Origin of the sequence: Pseudomonas sp. (assembly GCF_030683065.1) — a bacterium.
In the GTDB taxonomy this organism is placed as follows: Bacteria; Pseudomonadota; Gammaproteobacteria; order Pseudomonadales; family Pseudomonadaceae; genus Aquipseudomonas.
Map to the genome: position 1 here is coordinate 17,509 of NZ_JAUXMX010000048.1, position 16,018 is coordinate 33,526.

Genomic DNA, 16,018 nt, shown 5'->3' on the forward strand with positions numbered 1-16,018 from the left:
CTGTAGGAGCGGCCGGCGCTCCGCTTCTAGGCTTTTTCAGCGATCGGCAACAGCACCGCCACAGCCTGACGCAAACGTGCCGGCAGCAGGGGTTTACCAAGCAGGGTGACGTGTGCGGGCATGCAGCGCTCCTGCAGCTCAGGGCTGATATCGGCGCTGATCAACAAGGCCGGGAGCATGCGCCCGGCCTCTTCGCGCAACCGCTCGATGGCGCGCAGACCATCTTCGCTGGCGGCCAGACGGTAATCGCTGATCAATAACTGTGGCATCGCCTCTGCCAGGCACTCCAGGGCCGCCTGCAGATCGGCGCAGGCCCAGACCTCGCAACCCCAGCGGCGCAACAGACCGGACAACGCCTCGCGCCCGGCCTCGTCATCCTCCAACAGTAAAACCCGACCGCTCAAGGCAGCAGCGACTGGCTTGGCTGCCTGCCACGCCCCCACGGCGGCGCGCGGCAGGCGCAAAGCGAAGCAAGTGCCCTGGCCCGGACTGGAGTCCAGCTGCAGCGGATGCTCCAGTAGCGCTGCCAGTTGCTGGACGATAGCCAGACCGAGGCCCAAGCCGCGCTCGGTATTGCGTCCGGGATTGTCCAGTTGGCGGAACTCCTCGAAGACCTGCGCCTGCTCTGTTGCGCTCAGACCACGACCGTCGTCAGCGACTTGCAGCAGCACGCTGCCCCCATCCTCCCGGGCGCTTAACCTCACGCACCGCGCCTGGGCATGGCGCAGGGCATTGTTGAGCAGATTGCGCAGCACCCGTTCGAGCAGCAGCGGGTCGCTGCACACCCATAGATCCGCGCACTGCAGGTCCAGCTCGACACCCTGCAATTCGGCCTCGCGGCGGGTCTCGCCGCTCAGGCGTTCGAGCAGCGGACGCAGGGCGAACACTTCACGCTTGGCCTGCACCCCGCCGGGCAAGGTGAGTCGGGTGTAATCGAGCAGCGATTGCAGCAAGCGGCTGAGCTGCTCCACCGAGGTTGCCAGACGAGCGCTGACCCGACGAATGCCCGGTTCCTGGCTTTGCTCAAGCAAGTGCTGGGCGAACAGGCCCATAGCATTCAGCGGCTGGCGCAGGTCATGGCTGGCCGCCGCGAGCAGGCGCAGCTTGCGCGCGTCATCGGCTTCGGCGCGCTGCCGCGCCAAGTCGAGCAGGCGCAGATTGAGCCAGGCGCCGCGCTGCCCGTGCTCCTGCAGGTAGGCGCCGGCACTGCCAATCAGGTTGGCGCAAATCAGGAACAAGCCCTGATAAGCCAACTGGCTGCCCGGCTCGGTCAGCAGCAACCCAAGTGCCAGAAACAACAGGCAAAAGCCCCAGGCCGCCAGGCTCACTGCGCGAAACGAGACGCCGAGCAACACATAACCGAATAACAGGATCAGAAACAGCCCGTCATAGGGCATAGCTTCGCCCTGAGCCCAGCACAGGTGAATGATCACCGCCACGCAGGCGCCGTTCAGCGCGTAGGCGCCGGTGTAGGCGAACAACGCACGGCGCGGCGGGCTCTGCGGACGACGGCAGTAGACGAAAACAGCCAGTACGCCAAGGATACCCAGCACGCGCAGGGGGACTACGGACAGACTCACCGCCAGCGGCATCAGCAGCAGATCAAGGACGCTGTAGATCAGCTGAAAGACAATCGCCGTGCTGACGATCAACAGTAAGCGGCGGTGCATGCGCTGGACCCGGTGCTCGACGAAACCCAGCTCCAGCTCCGGGACAAAGCACAAACGCCGGTAGCCGCGGCGCTGTTGCGCCAGTAGCAGACGTTCCTCCTGCTCCAGAGTCATCGGTCGTCGCCCGCCTGAGCCAGGGCCAGCACTGACCCCGGCCCAGACTCAAGGCCTGGGAATCTCGCTGACCTGCTGTTTGGCGGCAATCGCATCATAGGTGTCGACTCGGTGTTGATCGGCGGCGTCGAACAAGCGCTGGCGCAGACGCTGCTGCTCATGTTGCTGATCAGCCGGACTCAGGCCGGTGCTGCGCAGCGTGGCCAGTTGCTCGCGATAAGCGCTGTAGCGCTGTTGCCAGGCGCGCTCGTTGCGTTGTTCGAGCAGCAGGCGTTCGACGGTTGACGGATCATAGGTCAAAGCCAGGGACTGACGCACCTGCTCCTCGCTCGCCCCTTCGCGCCACAGCCGCTCGCTTTGCGCCTGCTGCATCTGCGCCTGACTGTGCCGTTCCTCGCTGGCGCGCATGGCGGCGGGCAATTGCTCACGCAAGCGCTCCTGGGCGGCGGCTTTGTCCTGTTCACTCAAGTCTTCGCGAGCGAGTACGGCCAGACTGTCGAGGGTATAACGCGAGTAGGCCTCCTCGGCACCGAACAGGGCTTCCACCGCCCCAGGGGAAAAGTGGTTACGGCGCAGCTGAGCCAAGCTGTCGAAGGCCTGCTGCAATGCCACCAGCTGCGCCTGCGGCAGGGCTTGCTGGTGGGCGCTCAGCGGTTGCTGCAGCAGCGCCAGGCTGGCGCGCTTGTACTCCAGATAATCGCCAAGCAAGCCGATCAGCTGACCCAGTGCCGGCTCCTGCAGACGCCCGCCGGCATCCGCCAGCAGCGCCTCGATCGAGGCATCGAGCCCGGCCTGGTCGACAGCACTGAGGAAGTAATCGAAATAGTCGCGCAGCGCCAGGTTGAGCTGCAGATTGCCGGCGCTATCAGCCTGCAACCCGCCATCGACCTCGGTCCCGCTCATGCCCGGCAATACTGCCGGCGGCATGGCCTGGGCGGCAGCAGTTGGCACAGGCTGATGCTGCACGGGGCTGGCAATCAGCGGAGCGACAGGCTCAGCCTGGCTGGCCGAGTCGGCCTGGACCATGACCGGCTCCGGCCATTGCCAATAGAGGATCAGCCCGGCAGTGGTGAGACCCAGCAGAGTCAGCAGGGCGAGGGAGCGGATCGGCAAGGGCATGCGACCTCCAGGACGGGCTGTCTAGCAGCCCGCAAGCGTGGCAAGGATCAGACGCCTTTGTTCTTCAGGCGATTGGCATGCTGGCGATACAGCGATACCGGCTCGGTCCAGCCGCGGATGCCGAACAGGTGGTTGATCGCATCGACGTGGTTCATGTTGTAGCTGTCGCCAAGCACCTGACCCAGGTAAGTCGCACAGACCCCGACCAGACCGTCGTTCTTCTCGCTGCCGAAGGCCAGACCGGTGATGGCCAGGAACGGATCGACCGCATCGAAAATATTGGTGTAGGCCGAGTTACCAGTCCAGGAAAAGTAACGGATGTTGTAGCCGCGCACAGTGTGCACTTCGGTGGATTTGGCGCAGTAGCTGGCATTGTTCACCCCCCACGGATGGCGGCTGTTGAGGGCCGTGGTGCCAGGGGTGGTCAGGGTTTCCAGGGCGGCCAGACCGTTCTGCGAATTGCTGCTGCCGGACAGCAGGTTGATCACCGCGCCCAGGGCATTGGCGATGGCAGTGGCGCCGCCTTCGATGGCGCCGTTTGGCGGGATCACCCCGCGCACCACGTCGGCGACTTTCGAGCCCTTGTTGACGCCGTTGATCGAGGTCACCGAAGCGACCAGGTCCGGACGCAGGGAAGCGGCCACCCGCGCGGTTGGCGAGCCCTGGCTGTGGCCGATCAGGTTGACCTTGCCGCCGTTGGCGCCGGCCCAAGGCACGATCTGCCGGGCCAGTTCGGCGCCGCGCTGCTCGCTGTCGTTGAACGCGGCAACGCTGGCGACATAAACCTTGGCGCCGTCGCGTTCGAGGTTCCAGGGGATGGTATGGAAGTAGTTGACCAGGCCGCCGATGGTGTTGAAACCGGTGACGCCGTGCACCAGCACGATCGGGTACTTGGTTTTGGTGTAGTCGGCCTGGGCTTCGACGGCGCCGACCAGGGCCACGGCAGCTAGAGCAGTGCAAAGAACGCGACGCATGGGTGCCTCCATTATTTTTATTGTGGGCACGCCGGGAGACTGCGTCCGGCGTGCCCACACTTTAAGGAGGCGTGAATGACCCGCCCATCGCCCAGATGGGTGAAGGACGAACCTGGCTGCCGTTCAAGGCGTCGAGGCGATGGCCTGTTCCACAGCCGCGATCAATGCCGGATCATCTGGCTGGGTGCCACTAGAGAAGCTGGCGATCACCTTACCCTGACGATCAACCACGTACTTGGTGAAGTTCCAGCGCGGCGCTTGGCTCTGGGCTGCCAGTTCCTTGAACAGCGGAATTGCTTCGGTGCCGGTAACTGACTGGGATTCGCTCATGCTAAAGGTTACGCCGTAGTTGACGTAACAGACCGTGGCGGTTTCCTCGGCATCGTCCGACTCCTGCTTGAAGTCATCCGAGGGCACACCCAGGACTTGCAGGCCCTGGCCCTTGTAGCGCTGATACAACGCCTCCAGCCCTTTGAACTGCGGGGCGAAGCCGCAGAAGCTGGCGGTATTGACCACCACCAGCGGCTTGCCGGCAAACTGGCTGCACAGGTCGATACTGTTCTTGCTACGCAGCATGGGCAACTCGCCTTGCAGCATAAGCGGACACTCGGCCGCCCAACTTGGCAACGCCAGGCCAGAGAGGGTAAAAAGCAGGACAAGGGCACGCAGTGACATGGGTAACACCTCCAAAAGAAGCCAAGGCGCAACGCTACTCGCAAGCCCTGCAGACGGCAATCAACGAGACGCCCTGGAACAAGGCTTTTCCGCGTATCAGCAACCATTACATAGCGCCCAAGGCTAGCGCCTTTAATAGTCGGCTAGCAGCCCGATAATCGATGTATTCACCCCAAGACGAGCACGCAGGTAACGGACTGCTCGGCGACTCAGGAGAAAGTCGGACCCGCAGCAGGATCGAGCAGACCTTGCAGGCCATCGAGCAAACGATTGTTAAGCAGTTCGGTCTTATCCAGACGTGCCATGTCGAAACGTGGATCCAGGGCGAAACCGCCCCTGAGCAACTCCTGTAGACCGTTGCGACTGTTCTCAAGCAAATCATTGCTAGCGCGCAACGCCTCGAGTAGCCCCTTTGCATAATCAATCAGCGGCGCGTTAACCGCACTGGCCGCCTGACCACCCTGCTCGGCCACGGCGCTGTATGCATCGGTCGCCTGGCGAACGCTGCTCTGGGTCAAGCGCAGGGACATTGAAGCCAGCTGCTCGCCATCCATATCCAGCGCCATGGCGCGATCGAAGGCGCCGGCTAAATCGCCGGAATAGAAGGTGTCGGAGAGATCCTGCACCTGGGCAAAAAGCTTACCCAAGGCCGCACGTTCCTGCTCGTCCAGCTCGCCTTCGACGCTAACCTGCCAGGCGCCGATCTGCACACTGCCGGACTGACTGCTGGCGATCAGCGAGGTATTACTGCCATTGCTACTGGCGGCAACACTGGTTTGCGACCAACTGGCCGACGCCTGAGCGATGGATATACGCAGGCGATCGCCATCGCGGGTAGTCACCGCCATCTCGAAGGTTTGTGCAACGGCGGCGAACCGCTCGCTAGAGGCTGCGACCTGGCTATTGCTGGTGGCTTCTAATGCGCTCGGGTCGAAGCGTTTACCGAGGTCGCCCAAGCCATTCTGGATACGCTGGTAGGTGTCGTCGATGTCTGCCGCTACTTTGCCTTGCAACACGCCCATGCCATCGAGAATCTTGCGCGCCTCGGCAAAGCCTTTTTCCACCCCATCACGCGCCTGAGTCATTAGCGCCTCTAGCTTGGCGGGATCGGCGCCAGCGGCTGCCTCACTGTGCAGACGTTGCTCGATAAAACCGAGAACCACCGCAGCAACCTTTTCCGGGCTAAAGGCATCTGCCTTCTTGCCACTTAGCGCACCGGGTTCCAGACCAAGCCGATCAGTCAGCCGGTTGGCCAGCGTCTGCTGCGCATCAGCAGCATTACGCATAGTTGTTGGATGGCTCTGCAGTGAAGAACGCGAAGCCGGCGATGCAAGGGAGGCCAGAGGGTTCATGACAAGGTACCAAGGCAAGATATCTACTCAGTTGACGGCCGCGTGCAGACAAACTTGAGTAACCCGCGGGTATTGGCTGACCAACGGCGTGCAGGTTGAAAAAATCCGGCTTTAAGCCAACTCCATCGAGATGGCCGAGGTCGACTCATTGCGCTGACGGCCTGAACCACCGCCCAATACAGACTCACCAGTCACGCGTAAGTAACTGATAAATAAGGAGTGCAGACTAAAGTCTAAAGGCTAGCCCGGCGCACTCGTGGTTTATTCCGCAATGCCGTAACAGGTCAGTCATGTGCCGGCTCGCACACCACCATGGAGACAATAATAATGAGTACAACGCGCCTCGCCCAAGCAGTGGCCTTCGCCACCCTGGGCGCCAGCCTCACACTACCGTCCCTGGCTCACGCCGAATTCATCAAAGACAGCAAAGCCAGCCTGGAGCTGCGCAACTTCTATATGAATCGCGATTTCCGCAACTCAGCGGCGGACAAGCAATCAAAGGCCGAAGAATGGGCCCAAGGCGCCATCCTCAAGATCGAGTCGGGTTTTACTGAAGGCACCGTGGGCTTTGGTCTGGATGCCTATGCGGGCCTGGGTCTGAAACTCGACTCGTCGGATGATCGTGCCGGTACTGGATTGCTGCCTAACTCCTTTAACAATGAAGGCCCTGGCGAATACTCCGAGGCCACTGCGGCGCTCAAAGTTAAAATGTCAAAGACCGTGGCCAAGGTCGGTGGTCTGATGCCGAAACTGCCAATCGTTTCTTCGGGTGACTCGCGCTTGCTGCCGCAGGTTTTCAACGGTGGCATGATCAATTCCCAGGAAATCGATGGCCTGAGCCTCAATGGTGGTCAACTGCGTGAGGTGAACTTCCGCAACTCCACCGATAGCCAGGACATTACTGCCACCAACTTTAGTGGTACCAATTTTCCAGGTGTGCAGAGTGACCGCTACAACTTCGCTGGCGGCGATTACAAGTTCAACAGCGGCAACACCACGGTGGGCCTGTGGTACGGCGAGCTGGAAGACATCTACGACCAGAAGCTTTACAACCTAGTGCACATTCAGCCGATCGGCGACTGGAAGCTCGGTGCCAACCTGGCGTACTTCGACTCCCAAGACAATGGCAAGAAATTGGCCGGCAAGCTGGATAACGACCTGACTTCAGTCAACCTCTGGGCTGGCCTGGGTGCGCACACCTTCCGCCTGGGTTATCAGGAAGTCGGCGGCGACAACGCCTTTCCCTTCCTCAGCGAGACCGACCCCTACATCGTCAACTACCTGCAGATCCTCGATTTCACCCGCAAGGACGAGAAATCCTGGCAGGCGCGCTACGACATCAACTTCGCCACCTATGGCGTACCCGGCCTGACGGCCTTCGTACGTTATGTAACCGGCGATGGTTTCGAGGTCGCAAACCAGAACGGTAAAGAGTGGGAACGCGACTTGGATATCAGCTACGTTGTTCAGGAAGGCCCCCTGAAAAACCTCGGCGTGCGCTGGCGTAATGCCATGGTGCGCTCCGACGCCAGCACCGGTGAGCTCGACGAAAACCGCCTGATCGTCAGCTACAGCATTCCGCTGCTGTAATCTGACTGAAAACAAAAAGCCCGCGCTCATTCGAGCCGGGCTTTTTGCGTTTTGCAATGCCTTGATCAGTCTTGGCTAAGCGAGCCGATCTTGTGGATGGACAGGTCGGCGCCATTGAACTCGTCTTCCTGACTCAGGCGAATGCCGACCAGCGCCTTGAGCGCGCCATACACCAGCAAACCACCCAGCAACGCCACCACTACGCCCAGCGCGCTGCCGACCAGTTGACTGCTCAGACTGACGCCACCCAGACCGCCCAACGCCTGCTGACCGAAGATCCCGCAGGCGATCCCGCCCCACACGCCACACAAACCGTGCAACGGCCAGACGCCGAGTACGTCATCGATCTTCCATTTGACCTGGGTCGCGGTGAACGCCCAGACGAACAGGGCTCCGGCGATGGCGCCAGTGGCCAGGGCGCCGACCGGGTGCATCAGGTCGGAGCCGGCGCAGACCGCCACCAATCCGGCTAACGGGCCGTTGTGCAGAAAGCCCGGGTCATTGCGCCCAACCAGCAAAGCCGCCACCGTACCGCCAACCATCGCCATCAGCGTATTGACCGCTACCAGGCCGCTGACGCTGCCGAGGGTCTGCGCACTCATGACGTTGAAACCAAACCAGCCGATGATCAGAATCCACGAACCCAGGGCGAGAAACGGAATATTCGACGGCGCGAATGCCACCAGCTTGCCGTCGCGATAGCGCCCGTTACGCCGCCCCAGCAACAGCACTGCACCCAGGGCCAGCCAGCCGCCCATCGCATGCACCACCACCGAACCGGCAAAGTCATGGAAAGGCGCACCAAACTGCGCCGCAAGCCAATCCTGAACGCCATAGTTACCGTTCCAGATCACGCCCTCGAAGAACGGGTAGATGAAGGCGACGATCAGAACAGTGGCGCACAGTTGCGGACCAAACCGCGCCCGTTCGGCGATACCACCGGAGATGATCGCCGGGATCGCTGCAGCGAAGGTCATCAGAAAGAAGAACTTGACCAAGGCATAACCGTTGCCTTCGATCAGCACGTTTGCCGGTTCGAGGAACGTCACACCGTAGGCGATCCAGTAGCCTATAAAGAAATAGGCCAGCGCCGAAACAGCAAAGTCGGAGAGTATTTTCGACAACGCGTTGACCTGATTCTTCTGCCGTACCGTGCCCACCTCAAGAAAGGCGAAACCGGCATGCATGGCCAGCACCATCACCGCACCAAGCAGAATAAACAGGGTATTGGAGCCGTGAATCAAGGTTTCCACAGCACTATTGATATTTTCCATCGGCAAAGAAAACTCCGTATTTAGGGAAAAAGCACCAAAGCGGATCACCGGAGGCTGCATGCGCACCATCTGGCAGCACAGCGACCGGTCCACTTCACCCAAGACAGCCTTACAAGGCTCTGAAACAGAGCCTGTCAAAACTGCCAGGAAGGTACTTAATCTATATTTATTAGTGGCTTATCAATGCACCATGGCGTCCAGGCCAACCCTTGGCAGGCCCTATAAAAGAGCACATCGACAAGGGCGCGCACCAGCACATAGCAAACGCTGTACCAGCATCTGATTAGTCCGTTTCCGCCCGGCGACATAAAGGAATGAACCCAACCCCCCGAACAGCACTCGAAGCTCTTACACTGAACAAAACTGCTCAAGGAGAGACCCGATGCCACGTAAAAACGCCAGCACAACCAGCCAGGATGATCTGCTCAACGAATTTCAGGCACTGGTTACCGATACCGAAAAACTGCTGCAGCACTCAGCCAGCCTGGTAGGCGAGCAAGCTGAAGAGCTTCGCGAACAGATTCGCACCAGCCTGGGCCGCGCTCGCTCCACCTTGCACAATGCAGAAGATTCGTTGCGTGACCGCGGCAGGGCTGCAGTCCAGGCCACCGAAGGTTATGTGCAGACGCATCCGTGGCAAACTCTGGGCGTTGCCGCCGCCATAGGCTTGCTGTTGGGCATGCTGATCACGCGGCGCTGAAGAGAGAAGACATGGACGCCACAACACCACCTTCCACACCTAGCCGCGGCAGTTCACCGCGGCGTTTTGGCGGTGCCCTGCTGGGTTTATTGCAGGGTCATATCGCACTGTTCGGCGAAGAACTCAAAGAGCAGCAAAGCCACACGCTTCGCCTGCTGGTGCTAACCAGCCTGAGCCTGGTGTTTGGCTTGCTACTGGTGATTGGCCTGTCCGCTGCGCTGCTGATCAACTTCTGGGACAGCCATCGGCTGACCGTGATCATCGCTTTGTGCGCAGCCTATACCCTGGGTCTGCTGGTTTGCCTGCTGCGCTTGCTGGCACACCTGCGCAATGCCCCTCCACCGTTCAGTGCCAGCCTCGAAGAACTGGCCCGCGACCGCGAGCAACTGCTGCCATGAGCCTACCTGAACTGCCCGCCAAAGCCTCGCGCAGCGAGTTGCGCAAAGCCATGTTGCGCCTGCGCCTGGAAATGCATCGCCAGGAACTGCGCCACGAAACCCTGGTAATGCTCCAGCCGCTGCGGCAGGCGCAGTATTTCAGCAGCCATTGGCGCGAAGAGCTGGGCAACAGTAACGCACCACTGTGGGTCGCCGGTGGCGCTCTGTTATTGGCGACGCTGGGCGTACGTCGTGGCAACTGGCGCCGCTGGCTGCGTATTGCCCTGATAGCTTTCCCGCTGCTAAGGCGTAACCCGCCACGCGACGCTGACAGCCAGGCAAAAGCCCCCTAAGTGTTTACCTAGCTGAACCATAACGCCGCAATTCGCGGCGTTTTGTTGCACGCCCATCAACGCAGCAAGTACCCGCACAGCCCCGTAACACCATTGGCCACCTGCACAATCAATCGACAGGGATGCCCTACAGCGCTTGCAGCCGATCGCGCGAACCCCGAAGCTAGCGACATCAGCCACTGAATGGCGAGGACTGGCCTTGGACTGGCAAACACTGCTCAACCGTGAACGACTCGGCAAACCGACTCATAGCGCCGACGAACTGGGCCGCACCCCCTTCCATAAAGATCATGACCGGATCATCTTCTCCGGGGCTTTCCGCCGCCTGGGGCGCAAGACCCAAGTGCACCCGGTATCAAGCAACGACCATATCCACACGCGCCTGACCCATTCGCTGGAAGTCAGCTGTGTGGGGCGTTCGCTGGGCATGCGCGTCGGCGAGATGATTCGCGCCGATTTGCCCGCCTGGTGCGATCCGAGCGACCTGGGCATGGTCGTGCAGTCGGCGTGCCTGGCCCATGACATCGGCAACCCGCCCTTCGGCCATTCCGGCGAGGATGCGATTCGTCACTGGTTTCTGCAGGCTGCAGGGCGCGGCTGGCTGGACGGCATGAGTGCGACGGAGCGCGGTGACTTCCTCAGTTTTGAAGGCAACGCCCAGGGCTTTCGTGTGCTCACACAACTGGAATACCACCAGTTCGACGGCGGCACCCGGCTGACCTACGCAACCCTTGGCACATACCTGAAATACCCCTGGACCGCGCGTCACGCTGAAGCGCTCGGCTACAAGAAGCACAAGTTCGGCTGTTACCAGAGCGAACTGCCGCTACTCGAACAAATCGCCCATAAACTGGGTCTGCCACAGGTGGAAGACCAGCGCTGGGCGCGTCACCCTTTGGTCTATCTGATGGAGGCGGCGGACGACATCTGCTACGGCCTGATCGATCTGGAAGACGGCCTGGAGATGGAGCTGCTCGACTACAGCGAAGTCGAGGCCCTGCTGCTCGATCTGGTCGGTGACGACCTACCGGAAACCTACCGCCAGCTTGGCCCGCAGGATTCCAAGCGGCGCAAGCTGGCGATTTTGCGCGGTAAGGCCATCGAACACCTGACCAACGCCGCCGCCCATGCCTTCGTCGAACAGCAAGAGGCCCTGCTGGCCGGGACTCTGCAGGGCGATCTGGTCGAGCACATGCACGGCACTGCCAAACGTTGCGTGCAGAGTGCCAAGGACATGGCACGGGAGAAAATCTTCCAGGACAAGCGCAAAACCCTGCACGAGATCGGTGCCTACACCACCCTGGAAATCCTCCTCAACGCCTTTTGTGGCGCGGCGCTGGAGCAACATGGCGGGCGCACGCCCTCGTTCAAGCACCGGCGCATCCTCGACCTGCTCGGCAACAATGCGCCGGACCCACATGGCTCGCTGTATACCTCGTTCCTGCGCATGATCGACTTTATCGCCGGCATGACCGACAGCTACGCAACTGAAATGGCCCGTGAAATGACGGGGCGTTCGAGTCCGGTGTGACCCATGAAGAACGTGCTACGGAAAACCTTGAGCTGGCATGCCGGACCGCCGGCCTGGGGACCTGCAATGGTCGCTGGCTTCGGCTGCGCCCTGCCCTTGCTGCTTGGCTTGTTCAGTGCCCACCCGGGCTTTCTCTGGGCATCGGTTGGCGCCTTTCAGGCCGCCCAGGCAAACCCCCTGCACCGCTTCGGTATGCTGCGCATGTTGATGCTTATCGGCCTTGGCGCCTGCAGCGCCGGCCTGGGGTTCTGGTCGGCCAGCGATCCACTGATCAGCCTGGGTCTGTTCGCTGCCTTCGGGCTCTTGCTCGCCTGGCTACAACGCTTCGGTAGCGAGGCCGGTAAACTCGGCATCGGCCTGGCCGTCTGCCTGTGCCTGGGCCAAGGCCAGCAAAGCCTGGGCAACCTGGACAAACCGTTCGCCATTGCCATGCTGTTCATCCTCGGCGGGCTCTGGGTGATGCTTCTGGCATTCGGTCTGCGGGGCATGCATGGCCTGCGCATGTGGCCGTACATGCCACGCTTCGTCAGCATCCTCAAGGTCCTCAAACGCCGCGCCAAACGCCTGCCGAAACAGCAGTGGCGCCTGCATGCACTGGCGTGCACCCTGGCCTTCTCCCTGGCAGGCGTGGTCGTCAACCTGGCAGGTCTGGAGCGCGGCTACTGGCTGACATTGACCGTGGTAACCACCCTGCAACTGGAGTTTCAGGGCAGTCTGGTGCGCGCCCTGCAGTCGAGCCTGGCCAGCCTGGCTGCTGCCGGGTTATTAATTGTGCTCGGGCATAGCCTGCAAGATCCGCAGCTGATGGTTGCCACCCTGCTGCCGCTGATCGCCCTCAGCCGTGCCATACAAGCCAACCACTACGGCTTGTTCGTGCTGCAAACCACCGTCTGCTTCGTCTTGCTCGCCGAAAGCCTTGCGCAGGACTGGCAGCTTGCCGAGGTGCGTTTGCTCAACGCCCTGTTTGGCGTAGTACTGGTGCTGTTTGTCGCTCTGCTGATGCACGGCCTTGGCCAATTACTGGTGAAACGCGCCAGGCCCATGGCCGAGCCGGCGCAAACACCTTGAGTCGCATGACGCGGCAGCACTCACCTAAAAAGCTCTAAATAGAAATCTTTTTATAGTTAATCGCGTTTAACCGGCAGCGCTGCAGAGCGTTCGCTATGCTTGATCGATCCGCAGCGCAATTCAGGGACAGACGCGTGATGCCCAAGCCCAACGACCGCCGCTTCCCCCTGTATATACATATCAGCGCGCTTTTCACCATGCTGCTGCTATTGACTGGCGTAGTGCTGGGTTTATTCAACTATCAGCAGAACTCCCGCATCATCTTCTCCAGCAGCACCACGCTGTTCGAGCGCATTCAGCAGGACGTGCAAAAAGACCTCAAGCATACCTACCAACCCATCAACCACCTGCTGAATATGCTGGTGCTCAATCGCGCAACCCAAGCGACTGATCTTCAGGGCCGCCTGGAACTGCTTGAGCCCCTGGCCCAGGCATTGCGCGATAACCCCAAGCTGGCCTCACTGTACCTGGGCTATGCGGACGGTGATTTCTTCATGCTGCGCCCGCTGCGCAGCGCAGCACTGAAGCAACTTCTGGCGGCTCCTGAGCAGGCGACCTTTCAAGTCTGGTCGATCGACCGCAGCGAGACCGCAATAGAGGCCCAGTACCTGTTCTTCGATGATGCACTGACGCTGATCAGCCAACAGCAGCGCCCCCTGGAAACATTCGACCCACGCCGCCGCAACTGGTACCTGAACGCCAGCAGCCGCTCAGAGCAGATCACCACTGAGCCGTATGTGTTTTTCTCCACCCAGGAAGTCGGCACCACCCTGGCCAAGCGTACCGGAGCGAACAGTGTTCTAGCTGCGGACTTGACCCTGTCTGACCTGTCCACGACCCTGGCCGCACATAAGGTCACAGCCAACAGCCAAGTGATCCTGTTCGACGCCAAAGGCAACACCGTGGCCTATCCCGATAGCGCTCGTGTGCTGATGATGGATAACGGCAAACCGCACCTGACCCCCGCCCGCGACCTTAGCCCTGAACTCGCGATTCTCCTCGCAGAGAATGAGCGGGAGACCACGCATCAGGGCATTCTCGAACTGAGCGAACGGCGCTGGATCGTTTCGCGCAGCCATCTACAGGAAGGTGGGCCGCAAGGTCTGCACCTGGCGCTCTTGGTGCCCGAAAACGAGCTACTCACCGACGCCTACCGCATCCGCTGGCAAGGCGCACTGATCACCCTGACCACCTTGCTGTTGTGCCTACCCATGGGCTGGCTGGCCTCGCGAATGTTAACCAAGCCCCTGCGTAACCTGGTGTTGGAAGCCGAGGCCATCCGCCGCTTCGACTTCAACTATCCCGCCAGCGATCACTCATTGGTACTGGAAGTGGATCAACTGGCTAGATCCATGGCGCGGATGAAGGAGACCATCTCCAGCTTCCTCGACATCACCGCCAGTCTCTCTGCGCAAACCCGTTTTGAAGCCCTGCTTGAGCGAGTACTACAAGAAACGGTGACAATCAGTGCGGCCCATGGCGGCTTGATTTACTTGATCGATGCCGACAGCGGTCGGCTGGAGCCTTATGGCCTGTTTCTCGACGGTGCGCAACACAGCCTCGAGCAACACGGCATTCGTGGCTACGACAACGCCACTGACCAACTGCCTTCCTGGCTGCAACAATCGGCCAATGGCAGCAAAAGCAACATCGCTTCGCTGGGTTTCGACCAGGCTGGCGATTACCAAAGCCTGCTGCACACTCTCGACAGCCCACGCATCCACCTGGTTGCAACAGGCCTGCACAATCGCCAAGGCGATAGGCTGGGCATCCTGGTGCTGTTGCACTGCGACCGTGGCGAGCTGTCCGATCTGGCGATACAGAGCCCCGAGCGCGTAGCGTTCGTGGAGGCGGTTTCCGGCGTCGCGGCGCTGTGCATTGAAAGCCAACGCCTGCTGGAACGACAGAAACAGCTGCTCAATGCCTTTATCCAACTGATCGCTGGCGCCATCGACGCCAAGAGTCCCTACACCGGCGGCCACTGCCAGCGCGTGCCGGAGATCACCCTGATGCTGGCCCGCGCAGCGGCAGACAGCAATGAACAACCCTTTCAAAACTATCGACCCAACGACGAGGAATGGGAGGCGTTGCATATCGCCGCCTGGCTGCATGATTGCGGCAAGGTCACCACACCCGAATACGTGGTCGACAAGGCGACCAAGCTGGAGACCCTCTACGATCGCATCCACGAGGTGCGCATGCGTTTCGAGGTGCTCAAACGTGACGCCTGGATCACCTACTGGCAAGGCTGCGCACACGCTGGCGATCAGACTCAGCTGGCCGCTCTGCGCGATGAATTGCTGAGTACCCTCGACAACGAGTTTGCCTTCGTCGCGCGCAGCAACCTGGGCGGCGAAGCAATGGCCGAGGCAGATCTGGCGCGCCTGCAGCAGATCGCAACACGCACCTGGACACGCACCCTGGATGACCGCCTCGGCTTGTCCTGGGAAGAAACCACGCGCCATGAACAGCAGCTGGCGCCGAGCCTGCCAACCAAAGAGTCGTTGTTGGCCGACAAGCCCGAACACCTGATCGAGCGCCTCGCCACAGAAATACTCCCGCCCGATAATCCCTGGGGCTTCAAGCTGGACGTACCGCTGCATAAATTCAATCGCGGCGAACTGCACAACCTCAGCATCTCCCGCGGCACCCTGACGGCCGAAGAGCGTTACCTCATTAACCACCACATCGTGCAGACCATCATCATGCTCGATCGCCTACCCTTCCCCGCGCACTTGCAAAGCGTTAGCGAAATCGCTGGCGGCCACCACGAGAAAATGGATGGCAGCGGCTACCCGAAACGCCTGCACCGAGAACAGATGAGCCTGCCGGCGCGCATGATGGCCATTGCTGACATTTTTGAAGCATTGACGGCCGCAGATCGTCCCTACAAAAAGGGCAAGCAGCTCTCGGAGTCGCTAAATATCATGGCGGACATGTGCAAAAACGCACACATAGACCCGCAGCTGTTTGGCTTGTTCGTGCGCACGAAAATCTATCAGCGCTACGCCGAACGCTTCATGCAAGCGCAACAGATCGATGAGGTGGATGAGGTGGACGTGCTGAGCAAAGCCGGGCTTACAGGCTAATCGGGTTACGACCAGTTCGCTGTAGGCGCTTGAGGGACGGACAACCTTATACAGTCGCTGAAGTTGATGCCTGCTTGCGAAACGGCAGGGGGACAGTAGAACAACGGCTGGGCATGTTGCATGCCCAGCCGT

Annotated in this window: 13 protein-coding genes; 7 read left to right on the forward strand and 6 right to left on the reverse strand. The window is 60.7% G+C overall.

The window, feature by feature from the left end; genetic code table 11:
• Nucleotides 1-26 precede the first annotated feature (26 nt).
• From Q8K09_RS16160 to Q8K09_RS16180, 5 genes are all read right to left on the reverse strand, one after another.
• A complete protein-coding gene (locus tag Q8K09_RS16160) occupies nt 27-1,784 on the reverse strand; it encodes a hybrid sensor histidine kinase/response regulator (protein ID WP_305256012.1) in 1,758 nt (585 codons plus the stop codon).
• 48 nt (nt 1,785-1,832) lie between these two features.
• A complete protein-coding gene (locus tag Q8K09_RS16165; protein WP_305256013.1) occupies nt 1,833-2,903 on the reverse strand; it encodes a lipase secretion chaperone in 1,071 nt (356 codons plus the stop codon).
• A gap of 47 nt (nt 2,904-2,950) precedes the next feature.
• Nucleotides 2,951-3,877 (reverse strand): triacylglycerol lipase, encoded by a 927-nt coding sequence (locus Q8K09_RS16170; RefSeq protein ID WP_305256014.1) that lies wholly within the window; start codon nt 3,875-3,877, stop codon nt 2,951-2,953.
• Nucleotides 3,878-4,000: 123 nt separating this feature from the next.
• Nucleotides 4,001-4,552: a glutathione peroxidase gene (locus Q8K09_RS16175; RefSeq protein ID WP_305256015.1), complete on the reverse strand. Its 552-nt coding sequence runs from the start codon at nt 4,550-4,552 to the stop codon at nt 4,001-4,003.
• Nucleotides 4,553-4,761: 209 nt separating this feature from the next.
• A complete protein-coding gene (locus Q8K09_RS16180) occupies nt 4,762-5,904 on the reverse strand; it encodes a DUF5610 domain-containing protein (protein WP_305256016.1) in 1,143 nt (380 codons plus the stop codon).
• Between the two features lie 327 nt (nt 5,905-6,231).
• Here Q8K09_RS16180 and Q8K09_RS16185 point away from each other — a divergent pair, with 327 nt between their 5' ends.
• The gene (locus tag Q8K09_RS16185) at nt 6,232-7,494 is read left to right on the forward strand and encodes an OprD family porin (protein WP_305256017.1); all 1,263 of its coding nucleotides are present in this window, start codon (nt 6,232-6,234) and stop codon (nt 7,492-7,494) included.
• A 65-nt stretch (nt 7,495-7,559) separates the two neighbouring features.
• On the opposite strand, the gene Q8K09_RS16190 is transcribed toward Q8K09_RS16185, so the two are convergent.
• Nucleotides 7,560-8,768 (reverse strand): ammonium transporter, encoded by a 1,209-nt coding sequence (locus Q8K09_RS16190; protein WP_305256018.1) that lies wholly within the window; start codon nt 8,766-8,768, stop codon nt 7,560-7,562.
• 382 nt (nt 8,769-9,150) lie between these two features.
• Between Q8K09_RS16190 and Q8K09_RS16195 the strand changes: the two genes are divergently transcribed.
• The 6 genes from Q8K09_RS16195 (at nt 9,151) to Q8K09_RS16220 (ending at nt 15,886) form a co-directional block, all read left to right on the forward strand.
• On the forward strand, nt 9,151-9,468 hold the full coding sequence (locus Q8K09_RS16195; protein WP_305256019.1) for a YqjD family protein: 318 nt from the start codon (nt 9,151-9,153) through the stop codon (nt 9,466-9,468).
• 11 nt (nt 9,469-9,479) lie between these two features.
• Nucleotides 9,480-9,866 (forward strand): phage holin family protein, encoded by a 387-nt coding sequence (locus Q8K09_RS16200; RefSeq protein ID WP_305256020.1) that lies wholly within the window; start codon nt 9,480-9,482, stop codon nt 9,864-9,866.
• Nucleotides 9,863-10,198, forward strand: a complete 336-nt coding sequence (locus Q8K09_RS16205) for a hypothetical protein (RefSeq protein WP_305256021.1) — start codon at nt 9,863-9,865, stop codon at nt 10,196-10,198. The genes Q8K09_RS16200 and Q8K09_RS16205 overlap by 4 nt, the downstream gene beginning before the upstream one ends.
• A 199-nt stretch (nt 10,199-10,397) precedes the next feature.
• Nucleotides 10,398-11,729, forward strand: a complete 1,332-nt coding sequence (locus Q8K09_RS16210) for a deoxyguanosinetriphosphate triphosphohydrolase (RefSeq protein ID WP_305256022.1) — start codon at nt 10,398-10,400, stop codon at nt 11,727-11,729.
• Between the two features lie 3 nt (nt 11,730-11,732).
• Nucleotides 11,733-12,797 carry an FUSC family protein gene (locus tag Q8K09_RS16215; RefSeq protein ID WP_305256023.1) on the forward strand — a complete coding sequence of 355 codons (1,065 nt, stop codon included), beginning with the start codon at nt 11,733-11,735 and terminating at the stop codon, nt 12,795-12,797.
• Nucleotides 12,798-12,934: 137 nt separating this feature from the next.
• Nucleotides 12,935-15,886, forward strand: a complete 2,952-nt coding sequence (locus tag Q8K09_RS16220; RefSeq protein ID WP_305256024.1) for an HD domain-containing phosphohydrolase — start codon at nt 12,935-12,937, stop codon at nt 15,884-15,886.
• Nucleotides 15,887-16,018 lie beyond the last annotated feature (132 nt).

What these genes read in the sequence shown, in the direction of transcription:
- Q8K09_RS16195 (WP_305256019.1), top strand. Translation starts at nt 9,151, where the DNA reads ATGCCACGTAAAAACGCCAGCACAACCAGCCAGGATGATCTGCTCAAC.
- Q8K09_RS16215 (WP_305256023.1), top strand. Translation starts at nt 11,733, where the DNA reads ATGAAGAACGTGCTACGGAAAACCTTGAGCTGGCATGCCGGACCGCCG.
- Q8K09_RS16200 (WP_305256020.1), top strand. Translation starts at nt 9,480, where the DNA reads ATGGACGCCACAACACCACCTTCCACACCTAGCCGCGGCAGTTCACCG.
- Q8K09_RS16160 (WP_305256012.1), bottom strand. Translation starts at nt 1,784, where the DNA reads ATGACTCTGGAGCAGGAGGAACGTCTGCTACTGGCGCAACAGCGCCGC.
- Q8K09_RS16180 (WP_305256016.1), bottom strand. Translation starts at nt 5,904, where the DNA reads ATGAACCCTCTGGCCTCCCTTGCATCGCCGGCTTCGCGTTCTTCACTG.
- Q8K09_RS16175 (WP_305256015.1), bottom strand. Translation starts at nt 4,552, where the DNA reads ATGTCACTGCGTGCCCTTGTCCTGCTTTTTACCCTCTCTGGCCTGGCG.
- Q8K09_RS16185 (WP_305256017.1), top strand. Translation starts at nt 6,232, where the DNA reads ATGAGTACAACGCGCCTCGCCCAAGCAGTGGCCTTCGCCACCCTGGGC.
- Q8K09_RS16165 (WP_305256013.1), bottom strand. Translation starts at nt 2,903, where the DNA reads ATGCCCTTGCCGATCCGCTCCCTCGCCCTGCTGACTCTGCTGGGTCTC.
- Q8K09_RS16205 (WP_305256021.1), top strand. Translation starts at nt 9,863, where the DNA reads ATGAGCCTACCTGAACTGCCCGCCAAAGCCTCGCGCAGCGAGTTGCGC.
- Q8K09_RS16190 (WP_305256018.1), bottom strand. Translation starts at nt 8,768, where the DNA reads ATGGAAAATATCAATAGTGCTGTGGAAACCTTGATTCACGGCTCCAAT.
- Q8K09_RS16170 (WP_305256014.1), bottom strand. Translation starts at nt 3,877, where the DNA reads ATGCGTCGCGTTCTTTGCACTGCTCTAGCTGCCGTGGCCCTGGTCGGC.
- Q8K09_RS16220 (WP_305256024.1), top strand. Translation starts at nt 12,935, where the DNA reads ATGCCCAAGCCCAACGACCGCCGCTTCCCCCTGTATATACATATCAGC.